Origin of the sequence: Nocardioides faecalis (assembly GCF_018388425.1) — a bacterium.
Lineage (GTDB): Bacteria > Actinomycetota > Actinomycetes > Propionibacteriales > Nocardioidaceae > Nocardioides > Nocardioides faecalis.
The window spans coordinates 3,703,167-3,715,556 of sequence record NZ_CP074406.1 but is presented as its reverse complement, the minus strand read 5'-3'; the positions used below and the strand labels follow the sequence as shown (position 1 = coordinate 3,715,556).

At 75.4% G+C, this 12,390-nt stretch carries 8 protein-coding genes; 6 read left to right on the top strand and 2 right to left on the bottom strand.

Annotation, left to right across the window (positions count from 1 at the left end):
* Positions 1-203: 203 nt before the first annotated feature.
* The 4 genes from KG111_RS17435 to KG111_RS17415 all read left to right on the top strand — a co-directional run bounded on the left by KG111_RS17435 (position 204) and on the right by KG111_RS17415 (position 8,308).
* On the top strand, positions 204-2,399 hold the full coding sequence (locus tag KG111_RS17435; RefSeq protein WP_372440114.1) for a RecQ family ATP-dependent DNA helicase: 2,196 nt from the start codon (positions 204-206) through the stop codon (positions 2,397-2,399).
* Between the two features lie 257 nt (positions 2,400-2,656).
* Positions 2,657-4,249 carry a hypothetical protein gene (locus KG111_RS18385; protein WP_240195207.1) on the top strand — a complete coding sequence of 531 codons (1,593 nt, stop codon included), beginning with the start codon at positions 2,657-2,659 and terminating at the stop codon, positions 4,247-4,249.
* Positions 4,250-4,430: 181 nt separating this feature from the next.
* Positions 4,431-7,556: a DEAD/DEAH box helicase gene (locus tag KG111_RS18380; protein WP_249666205.1), complete on the top strand. Its 3,126-nt coding sequence runs from the start codon at positions 4,431-4,433 to the stop codon at positions 7,554-7,556.
* The gene (locus tag KG111_RS17415; RefSeq protein WP_205289999.1) at positions 7,556-8,308 is read left to right on the top strand and encodes an SWIM zinc finger family protein; all 753 of its coding nucleotides are present in this window, start codon (positions 7,556-7,558) and stop codon (positions 8,306-8,308) included. The genes KG111_RS18380 and KG111_RS17415 overlap by 1 nt, the downstream gene beginning before the upstream one ends.
* 34 nt (positions 8,309-8,342) lie before the next feature.
* Here the strand turns inward: KG111_RS17415 and KG111_RS17410 are convergent, their stop codons facing one another.
* Positions 8,343-9,059, bottom strand: coding sequence for a PaaX family transcriptional regulator C-terminal domain-containing protein (locus tag KG111_RS17410; RefSeq protein WP_249666204.1), 717 nt, complete (start codon positions 9,057-9,059; stop codon positions 8,343-8,345).
* A 65-nt stretch (positions 9,060-9,124) separates the two neighbouring features.
* Between KG111_RS17410 and KG111_RS17405 the strand changes: the two genes are divergently transcribed.
* Positions 9,125-10,762 carry an acyl-CoA dehydrogenase family protein gene (locus KG111_RS17405; RefSeq protein WP_205289998.1) on the top strand — a complete coding sequence of 546 codons (1,638 nt, stop codon included), beginning with the start codon at positions 9,125-9,127 and terminating at the stop codon, positions 10,760-10,762.
* Between the two features lie 92 nt (positions 10,763-10,854).
* Here the strand turns inward: KG111_RS17405 and KG111_RS17400 are convergent, their stop codons facing one another.
* A complete protein-coding gene (locus KG111_RS17400; RefSeq protein WP_205289997.1) occupies positions 10,855-11,475 on the bottom strand; it encodes a hypothetical protein in 621 nt (206 codons plus the stop codon).
* A gap of 172 nt (positions 11,476-11,647) precedes the next feature.
* Here KG111_RS17400 and KG111_RS17395 point away from each other — a divergent pair, with 172 nt between their 5' ends.
* The gene (locus KG111_RS17395) at positions 11,648-12,382 is read left to right on the top strand and encodes a hypothetical protein (protein ID WP_205289996.1); all 735 of its coding nucleotides are present in this window, start codon (positions 11,648-11,650) and stop codon (positions 12,380-12,382) included.
* The last annotated feature ends 8 nt before the right edge of the window (positions 12,383-12,390 follow it).

Genomic DNA, 12,390 nt, shown 5'->3' with positions numbered 1-12,390 from the left:
GCGCTGCTGACTACCCCTGCGGACCTGGCGTGGGACAAATAGAAGCAGCGGCTGGTGTCTCGGGTCACCAGCCGCTGCACCAAGAAATATACGACCTCGGTGCGGCCGTGTCTCGGAGCGCTCGCGGGTCGGACGATTCTTTACCTTCTTTCCACGCTGCGAGGGCAGGGCGGCGGCGACCCAGCCCGTGAGGCGCGTCGTGGGTGGCTGGTAGACACGGGGCCATGAGCACCGGCCCCACCGTCTCCTCCGACGTCGCCGCGGGCCGCGCCCGCGCCGAGCAGCACCTCCAGGCGCTGGTCGGCAACCCCGAGGCGCGGCTGTACGACGACCAGTGGGCCGCGATCTCCGCGCTGGTCCACGACCGGCGCCGCGCGCTGGTGGTGCAGCGCACCGGCTGGGGAAAGTCGGCGGTCTACTTCGTGGCCACGCTGCTGCTGCGCGAGCAGGGCGCCGGCCCGACGGTGATCATCTCGCCGCTGCTGGCGCTGATGCGCAACCAGATCGCCGCCGCCGAGCGCGCCGGCATCCGCGCGGTCACGGTGAACTCGACCAACCTGGAGCAGTGGGACTCCGCGCACGCCGCGATCGCGGCCGGCGAGGTCGACGTGCTGCTGGTGAGCCCGGAGCGGCTGAACAACCCCGGGTTCCGCGACGAGGTGCTGCCGCGGCTGGCCGCGACCTGCGGGCTGCTGGTGGTCGACGAGGCGCACTGCATCTCCGACTGGGGCCACGACTTCCGGCCCGACTACCGCCGCATCCGCACGCTGCTGGCCGAGCTGCCGACCGGGATCCCGGTGCTGGCCACCACCGCCACCGCCAACCAGCGGGTCACCGACGACGTGGCCGACCAGCTGGTCTCGCCCGGCGGCGGCCTGGCCGACGTGCTGGTGCTGCGCGGCACCCTGGACCGCGCGTCGTTGCGGTTGGGCGTCGTACGGCTGCGCACCGCCGAGCAACGGCTGGCCTGGTTGGCCGACCACCTCGCCGAGCAGCCCGGCAGCGGGATCGTCTACTGCCTGACGGTCGCGGCCACCCAGGAGGTCGCGGACTACCTGCGCTCGCGCGGGCACCGGGTCGCGGCGTACTCCGGGCAGACCGAGCAGACGGAGCGGCTCGCGCTGGAGCAGGCGCTGATCGACGGCGAGGTGAAGGCGCTGATCGCCACCAGCGCGCTGGGGATGGGCTTCGACGCCTCGCTCGGGTTCGTGGTCAACCTGGGGGCACCGAGCAGCCCGGTGGCCTACTACCAGCAGGTCGGCCGTGCCGGCCGCGGCACGAACCTGCCACCCGAGGGTGCCTCGGTGGTGCTGCTGCCGGCGCCGGAGGACCGTGACATCTGGGCGTACTTCTCCTCGCTGGCCTTCCCGCGCGAGGAGCTGGTGCGCGAGACGCTGGCCGCGCTCGCCGAGCACGGCGGCGTGATGAGCACCGCCGCGCTGGAGCCGCGGGTGGACCTCTCCCGCAACCGGCTGGAGACGATGCTCAAGGTGCTCGACGTCGACGGCGCGGTGCGCCGGGTGCGCGGCGGCTGGGAGGCGACCGGACGGGAGTGGTCCTACGACGCCGAGCGGTACGCGCGGGTCGCCGCGTCGCGGGCCGCCGAGCAGCAGGCGATGCTGGAGTACCTGGACACCGACGAGTGCCGGATGCGGTTCCTGCGCCGCCAGCTCGACGACCCCGAGGTCCTCGCCGACCCCGACTGGCGGTGTGGGCGCTGCGACAACTGCGGTGGCCTGACCCTGTCCACCGAGGTCTCCACCGCCGCCGTCGAGGAGGCCGCCGACCGGCTCGCCCGCCCCGGTGTCCCGATCGAGCCCCGCAAGCTGTGGCCCACCGGCCTGCCCGCGATCGGCGTGGAGCTGTCCGGCAAGATCCGCCAGCCCGCCGAGACCGGCCGCGCCGTCGCCCGGCTGACCGACCTCGGTCACGGCGCCGCGCTGCGCGGGCTGTTCGCCCACGACCCCGCCTCACCCACCGGCGTCACCGACGGGCCCGTCCCCGACGGCCTGGCCCGAGCGATGGTCGCGATGCTCGCCGACTGGCGCCCGCAGGTCGACGTGATGGTCGTCGCCGAGTCCGAGCGCCGCCCGCAGCTGGTCGCCGACCTCGCGCACGGGCTGTCCCGCTACCTCGGCCTGCCCGTCGTCGGCCGGTGGGCGATCGCCGACCCCGGCGTCGGCCCCGACCGCGGTGCCACCAACTCCGCCCAGCGCGTCGCCGCCGTCACCCGGCGCTGCGCGCTGCGCCTCGACGCCCCCGACGCCGTCCGCGGCGCCCGGGTGCTGCTCGTCGACGACCGCGTCGTCACCGGCTGGTCCAACACCCTCGCCGCCGCGGCCCTGCACGACGCTGGCGCCGCTGCCGTCGTACCGCTCGTGCTGGGGTTGTCGGGCTGAGCCCGCAGGGTGCAGGAATCCCCGGTCGACCGGGGATTCCTGCGCTTTCGGGGGTTGCAACCCCCGAAAAGCGCCAGGAAACCACCGGCCGTGTGACGGGTGGGGTCACGGACCCGGCGGCACGGCGTACGACGCGGTAGCCGACGCGTGGGCTCGAAGCGGACGGACGGCTGGGCACCGTACGACGGGTGGTGGCCCGTGGCGGCGGGCCGCCGACGTCCCCCGATCGGCCCACGCCCGCGCCTACATTGGCGACCATGACCGACGACGCTCCACGCCCCGGCACCCCGAACCCTGAGGACGCACCGCCGCCGCCCCCGCCCCCGCCGCCGGGAGAGGGCACCGTGATCCGGCCCCGCGACCCGGAGCCCGCGCCCGACGCCGGCCAGCCCGCCGCCGGCTCCGGTCACCCCGGCTCCGGTCAGCCCGGCTCCGGTCAGCCCGGCTCCGGTCAGCCCGGCTCCGGTCAGCCCGGCTCCGGTCAGCCCGGCTCCGGTCAGCCCGGCTCCGGTCAGCCCGCGGACGCCTCCGGTGAGCCGGTGGACCCCTCCGACCCGGCCTCGGTGCCGCCCCCGGCCGCCGAGCCCGCCACCGACCCCGCCACCGACCCCACCGCAGACCCCGCCCGGCCGCGCCCCGTGGGCACCCCGGCCACCTCGGGCCCCGCGTCGGGCGACCAGCACCGCGACCCCGCCGCCACGAGCGTGCTGCCCGCGTCCGGCGCAGGCCACGGCGACCGCCCCGGTGACCGCACGAGCGACGGCACCGGCGACGGGACGGGCGGCGTCGCCACCCCGGTCCGCGCCCGCCGCGCCGGTCCGACCGCCGCGCTGGTCGCCGTCGGTACCGGCCTGCTCGGCGCGGCCGCCGCGATCGCCGCGGTGCGCAGCCGGGCCGACGGCGACCTGGACTGGTCGAACTTCATCGTGGGCTGCGGCGCGGCCGCGATCCTGCTCGGGGCCGCGGTGCTCGGTGCGTTCCTCGCCCGGCGCCGGGTCGGCGGCCGGGCCCGGGAGGAGGTCGTGACCTGGCCCGGCGTCGTGGGGATCGTCGCCGGCGTGGTGATGCTCAACGTCGGCGTCGACGTCTCCGAGGACTGGATGGGCTACCTCAGCGGAGCGCTCGTGGTGGCCCTCGCCGCACTCGGGTATCTGGCGACCCGACGCGCCGCGTTCCTCGTCCTCGCGATCGGCGGTCTCGCGCTGATCTACGGCCTGGCCTTCGACGACCTCCTCGCCGACAGAGTGGGCGACACCAACCCGGGGGTCGTCCTCGCCGCCCTCGTGGGCGTCTTCGTCATCGTCGTCACCGCCGTGGGCTGGCTGTTCCCGGGCCGCTCGGTCGTCGGCGTCGCGGTCGGCGTGGCCGGCCTGGTCACCTACGTCGGCATCATGGCCGCCTTCCTCCTCACCCGCCTGATCTCGGAGTTCTTCAGCGGCCTGTTCGGCGACGTCTTCGGGGACCTGGGCCCCGGCCTCGAAGCCGGCGGTGGGCTCGGGGCGGGCGGCGAGTCGACCCCGCTCCCCGCCCTCGGCGCCGACGACGGCGGCATGCTCGGCTTCGCCGACTCCGACGTGTGGTGGGTGCTGGCCTTCGCCGCCGTCCTCACCGTGCTGTGGGCGCTGGCCGCCGCGCTGAGCGGCAGCTCCGGCTTCACGATCGCCGCGATCGCGATGCCCGCGATCCTGGTGCCGCTGGCCACCGCGGCCCTCGCCGTGGCGCACCCGACGTGGTGGGGCGCCGTCCTCGCCGCCGCCGGCGGGGTGCTGCTCCTCGGGGCGGTCCTGCTGTCCCGGATCCGTGCCCGTCGCCAGGCCGACCCCGCGCCGTACGACGCCGCACCGGCCTGACCCGACCCGAGCTCCAAGCATCGGCCCCAGCATCGGCCCAGCCATCGGCGCGGTCCCGGCGAGCATGTCTCGCCGGGGCCGCGCCGGTCGTCGTCTGGGACCCGTCGGGAGGGGGCGCTAGCGTGGTGCGGCCCCGCGCAGCCGGGGCGCAGACGACGGGCGGCAAGGGCAGGAGAACGGCGTGGGCTTCGTCCCGGTGAGCGGACCGGCGACCTTCCGGCCGGGGACTCCGCCGCAGGCCGGCCAGGTCGAGTTCACCGACGGCCGACCCGGGGGGCGGCGGGTCGCCCTCGGCGTACGTGCCGCGCTGCCGGTGCTCAGCCGGGCACGGAGCGCCCCCGACACCCATCCCAGTGTCGCGCTGCTCGGCGGCGCGGTCCTGATCGCGCTGCGCCTGGTCGCGGCCGGCAAGGTCGCCCCCACCGCCGACGGCTGGCGGGTGCACGGCCTGGACGAGCGCGACGAGGACGCCGTACGACGCCTCGCCGAGGCCCGCTCCTACGACGACCTGCCGCCGGCTGCCGCCGAGGAGACCGTCCGCGCGCTGCTCGACGCGGTCGCCGACGCCATGTCCCGCGCCGCACCCCGGCCCGCGCCCACCGACCCCGCCTCGTCGGCCGCGCCCGCCACGCCGGGCCGCCCCGGACCGACCCACCCCACGCAGGCCGGACCCACGCAGGCCGGACCCACGCAAGCCGGACCGGACAAGCCCGGATCCGGGAAGGCCGGTCGCGACCCGGACGCGTTCACCGAGCGGGTGCGCCGCCGGCTCGCCGAGCGCCTGGCCCGCGAGCAGGCCGCCGGCACCCGGCCCGCCAGCACGGACCCCGCCGCCCCCGCCGACCTCACTGCCGGGGCCGGCCAGCCAGAGGAGCGTGGACGCCGGCTGCCGGAGCTGGTCCGGATCTCGCTGCGGGTGGAGGCCGACGAGGAGGAGCTCGTCGCCGGCGCGGTGCGGATCGTGCTGCAGGTGCACGACGAGCGCGACCCGCTGCACGTCGCCGACGCCGCACTGCTGTGGACCGCCGGACCCGCCGAGCACGGCTTCGGTGGCCGCTCCCGAGTGCACGCCAGCATCGCGCTGCGCGCCGCCGCCGACGCGTGGCCGGTGCTGGAGCGCCTGCTCGCGCTCGCCGTACCGGACCAGCTCACCCTCGACGCAGACGAGATCACGAGCCTGCTCGAGCACGTCGGTGCGCTGCGCGCGGCCGGGGTCGACGTGCACTGGCCGCGCTCGCTCGGCCCCGAGCTGACCACCCGTGCCGTGCTGGATGTGCGCACCGGCCTCGTCGACAAGGCGGGCAAGGGCCGCGGCAAGGTCGAGCGCGATCTCGAGCCGGCGCTGCAGGAGAGCCCGTTCTCCGCGCAGGGACTGTTCGCATTCTCCTGGCAGGTGGCACTGCACGGGGAGCCGTTGACGGAGGAGGAGATGGCGGAGCTGGCCGGCGCGGCCAGCCCGATCGTCAAGCTCCGCGGGCAGTGGACCGTCGTCGACCCCGCGGTCGCCCGGCGCGCCCGCAAGCGACTGATCCGCCGCGCCAGCGGCCCGCAGGCCCTGGCCGCCGCCCTGACCGGCGTCACCGAGCTGCCCGCCGACCCCAACGCCGAGCACGGCACCGACCCCGGCGCCGAGTCCGGCAGCGACTCCGCGAGCGCCCCGGTGATCGTCGGCGCCAGCCTGCTGAAGGTCCGCGAGCGGGTGCTGGCCGCCGCCACCCGCGACCCGCTGCCCGCGCCCGCCGGCCTGGCGGCGACGCTGCGCGACTACCAGCGCCACGGCCTGACCTGGCTGGCCGACCTCACCGGCCTGGGCCTGGGCGCCTGCCTGGCCGACGACATGGGCCTGGGCAAGACGATCACCCTGATCTCGCTGCACCTGCACCGCGCCGTGAGCGGGCTGTCGCAGGGCCGGCCGACCCTCGTGGTCTGCCCGGCCAGCCTGCTCGGCAACTGGGAGAGCGAGATCCAGAAGTTCGCCCCCGGTGTGCCCGTGCGCCGCTTCCACGGCGGGGCGCGGTCGCTGGAAGGGCTGCACCTGCGCAGGGTGGCCGAGGACGGGGACGCCGAGGGCGGGGACGCCGAGGGTGGCGCGGCCGAGGACGCACCGGTGGAGGAGATCCTGCCGATCGAGACCGGCACGGGCGGTGGGTTCGTGCTGACGACGTACGGCACGCTGCGCCGCGACGTCGCCACCCTGGCCGCGATCGACTGGGACCTCGTGGTCGCCGACGAGGCCCAGCACGTGAAGAACTCACGCACCTCCACCGCCCGCGCGCTGCGGCAGGTCCCCAGCCGCGCCCGGGTGGCGCTGACCGGCACGCCGGTGGAGAACGACCTCACCGAGCTGTGGTCGATCCTCGACTGGTGCGTGCCGGGTCTGCTCGGCAGCCGGCAGGCGTTCCGTCGGGTGTGGGCGGCCCCGATCGAGTCCGGCGCCGAGCCGACGAAGGCCCGCCAGTTCGCGGACCTGATCGGCCCGTTCCTGCTGCGCCGCCGCAAGTCCGACCCCGGCATCGCGCCCGAGCTGCCGCCCAAGACCGAGACCGACCACCTGCTCGGCCTGACCCGGGAGCAGGTGGTGCTCTACGAGGCGTTCGTCAAGGACACCATGGAGCGCATCGAGCGCGCCGACGAGGACTCGCGGCGCGGCCTGGTGCTCGCCCTGCTCACCGGCCTGAAGCAGATCTGCAACCACCCCGCGCAGTTCCTCAAGCAGTCCGGCGCGGTCCGGCTCACCGGCCGCTCGGAGAAGCTGGAGCTGCTCGACGAGCTGCTCGCCACCGTGCTCGCCGAGGACGGCGCGGTCCTGGTCTTCACCCAGTACGTCGCCATGGCCCGCCTGATCGAGCAGCATCTCGCCGCGACCGGCGTGCGGCACCAGCTGCTGCACGGCGGCACCCCGGTGGCCGCGCGCGAGGAGATGGTGCGCCGGTTCCAGGCCGCCGACGGCTCGGGGGTGAGCGTCTTCCTGCTCTCGCTGAAGGCCGGCGGCACGGGACTGAACCTGACCCGCGCCGACCACGTCGTGCACTTCGACCGCTGGTGGAACCCCGCGGTGGAGGAGCAGGCCACCGACCGCGCCTACCGGATCGGGCAGACCAAGCCGGTCCAGGTGCACCGGATGGTCACCCGCGGCACCATCGAGGAGCGCGTCGCCGGGCTGCTGGACCGCAAGCGGCAGCTCGCCGACGCCGTGCTGGCCCGCGGCGACGCCGCGCTCACCGAGCTCAGCAACGAGGAGCTGCGGGACCTCGTCACCCTGCGTGCCGAGGCCCGCCGGACCGCCCTGCTCAGCGAGACCGACTGATGCGCACCACCTATGCCCGCCTGGCCGCGCCGCGGCGCGGCGTACGCACCTGGTGGGGCAAGGCCTGGCTGCGGGCGGTGGAGGAGGCGGCCTACTCCGAGGCCGAGCTGAAGCCCGGCAAGGCCGCTGCGCGCCGCGGCGACGTCGGCGGCATCACCGTCGACAGTGGCACCCTGCTCGCCGCGGTCCGCGACGGCGACGACGCCTGGACCGTCGAGGTGGTGGTCCCGGTCCTCGACGACGACGCCCGCCGCGCCCTGGTGGAGGTGGTCGCCGCGGAGTCCGGGCGGATCGCCGACCTGCTCGCGGGGGACCTGCCGCACGACCTCGTGGAGCACCTCGAGGAGGTCGGTGTCGAGCTGCTGCCGTACGGCGCCGAGCTGGCCGCGACCTGCACCTGCGCGCACTACCTCGACCCCTGCCCGCACGCCGTCGCCGTATTGGTGCAGACCGGCTGGCTGGTGGAGGAGGACCCATTGGTCCTGATGGCGGTGCGCGGCCTGGACCGCGAGGCGCTGCTCGGCGAGCTGCACGCCCGGACCCTGCCCGCCGGCCGGCCCGACCTCGAACCAGACCTGGGCCCGGACCCGGATCTCGCGCCGGGGCCGGCGGACCTCGCCGACGACGTCGAGATCGCGGTGGACGCCGCCCTGCGCGCCCGCGCGCTGCTCGAGGACCTCGCGGACCTGGAGGACCTCGACGCCGGGGACGCCGGGGACGCCGGGGACGCCGGGGACGCCGGGGACGGCTGACGAGGAGGACTGAGCTCGCCGCGAGGGCCGGGCCTCAGCGTCCGATGGCCAGCGCCCGCAGCTCGTCCTGGTAGGCGGCGTACGCCTCCCGCATCTGCTGCGCCGGCCAGTCCGCGGGCAGCAGCGCGCGTGGCAGCAGCGGGTCGGTGGCCAGGTGCCGGACCAGGGCGGCCGCCGCGGCCAGGCGCAGCGCCGGGTCGTGCCGGGCGGCGAGGTGGGCGAGCAGGTCGCGGCCGGTGGCGGCCCAGCCGGTGAGGTCCCACAGCCCGGCGGCGAGGGTGCGCGGGTCGGCGTCGGGGGTGGCCAGCGCCGTGGCGAGCACCGGGTCGTCGGCGTAGCCGCGCGGGCGGCGCAGGTTGGCCGGGCGCAGCCACACGCCTTCGCGCAGCTCCGCGAGCCGGTAGGAGGCCAGCCGGTCCCGCAGCGCCGCCCGTTCCGCTCCGGGGCGCCCGGTGACCACGACGACCGCGACCTCCCAGGTGCCGTCCCACTCCCGCTCCGCGTCGAGCACCGCCTCGTCCTGGCGACGCTGCCGGGCGGCGAGGCGCTCGCCGAGCAGGTAGTCGCCGTCCTCGCGGCGCAGGTCGCCGGCGGCCACCGCGCGGGTGAGCGCGACCCGGGCGGTGGGGGCCGGGACCGCGAAGTGGGCCGCGGCGCGGACCAGCGCCGCGGCGCTCATCCGGTCCGGGTGGGAGCCCAGCAGCAGGCTGAGCACCACCGAGCGCGCGGACAGCGGGGTCGGTTCCGGCACGTCCCGAGCCTACCGCCGTGCTACATCCATGGACACGACTGTCGACAGATGCGTAATGTCGCTTCATGGCTGCCGAGACCCACGAGGTGTTCAACCAGGTGCCGCCGCTGCTCGGCCACGACACCGCCGCGGACCCGGCACTGCTCGAGGGCGTCGCGCGCGAGGGCGCGGCCTGGGCGCTGCCCGAGATCCACGACGTCGGCCGCCTCGCCGGCACCGCCGAGGCGATCGAGTGGGGCCGCCTCGCCGAGCGCACCCCGCCGGTGCTGTACACCCACGACCGCTACGGCCGGCGCCTCGACGAGGTGGAGTACACCGCGTCGTACCACCGGTTGATGGAGACCGCGGTGAGCCACGGCATCCACGCCGCGCCGTGGGCCGACGACCGGCCCGGCGCCCACGTCGCCCGCGCGGCGAAGTTCTACGCCTGGAACGTCGACGCCGGGCACGGCTGCCCGATCTCGATGACGTACGCCGTCATCCCCGCGCTGCGTGCGAACCCGGAGCTGGCGTCGCGGTTCGAGCCGCTGCTGACCAACCGGGCCTACGACCCCGGCCTGCGCGACCCGGAGACCAAGGCAGGGCTCATCGCCGGCATGTCGATGACCGAGAAGCAGGGCGGCTCCGACGTCCGCGCCAACACCACCACCGCCACCCCGCTGCCCGGGGAGCCGGGCACCTACCGACTCGTCGGGCACAAGTGGTTCACCTCCGCGCCGATGTCGGACCTGTTCCTCACCCTCGCCCAGGCGCCCGGCGGGCTGTCCTGCTTCCTGCTGCCCCGGGTGCTGCCCGGCGGGGAGCGCAACGGGATCCGGTTCCAGCGGCTCAAGGACAAGCTGGGCAACCGGTCGAACGCGTCCTCGGAGATCGAGTACCACGACGCGATCGGCTACCTCGTCGGCGAGGAGGGCCGCGGGGTGCGGACCATCGTGGAGATGGTCAACCAGACCCGGCTCGACTGCGTGATCGGCAGCGCCTCGGGCATGCGCTCCGCGCTCGTCCAGGCCACCCACCACGCCCAGCACCGCTCCGCCTTCGGCAAGCGCCTGATCGAGGCGCCCCTGATGCGCAACGTGCTGGCCGACCTGGCTCTGGAGTCCGAGGCCGCGACCACGGCGATGCTGCGGCTCAGCGGCGCCAACGACCGGGCCGTGCACGGCGACGGCGCCGAGGCCGCCGTACGACGTCTCGCGCTGGCCGCGACGAAGTACTACGTGTGCAAGCGGGGGCCGGCGGTGGCCGCCGAGGCGCTGGAGTGCCTGGGCGGCAACGGCTACATCGAGGACTTCGACCTGGCCCGGATCTACCGCGAGCTGCCGCTGCTGTCGATCTGGGAGGGCTCCGGCAACGTCGCCGCCCTGGACGCGTTGCGGGCGATCGGCCGGGAGCCGCAGACCCTGGACGCGTTCTTCGCCGAGGCCGAGCTCGCCGCCGGCGCCGATGTCCGGTACGACGACGCGCTGGCCGAGCTCAAGAAGGAGCTGACCGACGTCGCGGACCTCGAGGTGCGCGCACGGCGGGTCGTGGAGCAGATCGCGGTCGTCTTCCAGGCCGGGCTGCTGCTGCGCCACGCCCCCTCGGCCGTGGCCGACGCCTTCTGCGCCACCCGGCTCTCCCGGGACTGGGGCAGCGCGTTCGGCACCCTGCCCGCCGGGGTGGACCTCGAGGTGATCCTGCAGCGCGCGTCCCCCGGCTTCTGACGCTCCGCTTCCCAAGCGAATTTGTCCGGATTCGGCCGATTCTCGACGAATTCTCTTGGGAAGCGGAGCGCAGCGGACGCAGTACCCCGGCCTCAGTCGTCGTTGCCGGCGTCGGGGATGCCTTCGCCGGGCACGGAGAGGGTGAGGCTTCCGCTCAGGAACGTCGCGTAGGCGGCGACGGCGGCGGCGTTCTCGCCGTCGTAGTCGATGATCACGCTTCCCCAGCCGTAGACCGGGATCGCCTGCGCCGTACGCACGACCGAACCCCGCGGGTCACGCAGCTCGCAGTCCGTCTCGCCCTGCTCGAACACCTGGTCGTCCTCGGCGCGGGACTCGAGCATCTCGCAGGCGCCGGCGATCTCGTGGGTCATCGCTGTGCGCAGTGCCGCTCCGTCGTCGCCGCCGAGGGAGACGAGCCGCAGCTCGAGGGTGAGGTCGGAGCCCAGGTACGTCCCCTGCATCGAGCACGTCGCCAGAGCCCGGTCGTCGTCCTGGGTGGTCTGTGCCGTCGGCGAGCCCAGGGCCAAGTCCTTCGCCAAGCCGGCGGGGACCACCGAGCACAGGTCCTCCGGCAGCGCAGAGACCGGGATCGTCTCTGGTGCCTCGTCCTCGCTGGCGCACCCCGCGGCGAGCAGCGACGCCGCCACGAGCACGCCGATCGAGCAGCCGGTGGTGGTCCGACGGGGCGCGGTCCTGCGGGTGGTGGCGAGCACGCGAGCAGGCTGCCCGACGCCGGCGTGGTCGCAAACCCCCGTTTCGGATGCGCCGTCGCGGGCACCGTCGGGGATGTCAGCGGCTGCGGTGGGACAGCCTCGACGGACCCGGCGGGACAGGGTCAGGGGCACCCCGCGCACCGATCAGGCGAGACTGCGCGGGAGAGTGAGGATGACGCACCTGGACCCGGAGGGCGAGCGCCTGCTGCGGCGGCTCGCCGACGAGCGACCGGACGCGTACGGCGACGTGGAGCCGGCGACCGGTGAGGACAGCGACGCGACGATCAGCCTGACGATCGACGCAGCGAAGCGGATCATCGAGGCGCGCGTGCTCGACGCAGACCGGGTACGTCGTCCCGCCGCCTTCGTCGCCGCGCTGCGCGACGCATTCGTCGCCGCTGACGGCGACCGGCTCTTCAACGTGCTGGTGAGCAGCGGCGACGTCCCCGACTGGATCGCGCGCGCCGACGGGGCCGCCGACGACACGCCGCGCCGGCGCGGACGCCTCGACCTCCTCAGCTCCGGGACCGCCATCCCGCAGCGCAGCTCGTCGGCCGGCGGCCACCTCAGCGTGCAGCGCTCCGAGCGAGGCGACCTCATCGACGTGGACGTCGACGCCGACTGGCTCGCCGCTGCCGAGCCTGAGGAGCTGGAGGTCGCCATCGTGGCCGCCACCCGCTACGCGTTCTCCACGATCCGGCTGGTCGGCGCCGAGGAGACCCGCGACGACGCCACGAACGGTGCGACCGACGAGACGCCGAACCGCATCGGGATCCGCGACGAGCTCGCCGAGGCCCGCGGCCGGCGCCGGCAGAACGCGCAGCACGGCCGCACCGTCGAGGGGGCTCGGGGCGAGCCCGACCTGTCCGGCCGTGCGGGCCAGCCCCACGACCCCTCCGACAACTGAGGCTCGCG

Excerpts from the sequence above, each read along its gene's own strand:
- KG111_RS17405 (WP_205289998.1), top strand. The coding sequence starts at position 9,125 with ATGGCTGCCGAGACCCACGAGGTGTTCAACCAGGTGCCGCCGCTGCTC.
- KG111_RS17395 (WP_205289996.1), top strand. The coding sequence starts at position 11,648 with ATGACGCACCTGGACCCGGAGGGCGAGCGCCTGCTGCGGCGGCTCGCC.
- KG111_RS17415 (WP_205289999.1), top strand. The coding sequence starts at position 7,556 with ATGCGCACCACCTATGCCCGCCTGGCCGCGCCGCGGCGCGGCGTACGC.
- KG111_RS18385 (WP_240195207.1), top strand. The coding sequence starts at position 2,657 with ATGACCGACGACGCTCCACGCCCCGGCACCCCGAACCCTGAGGACGCA.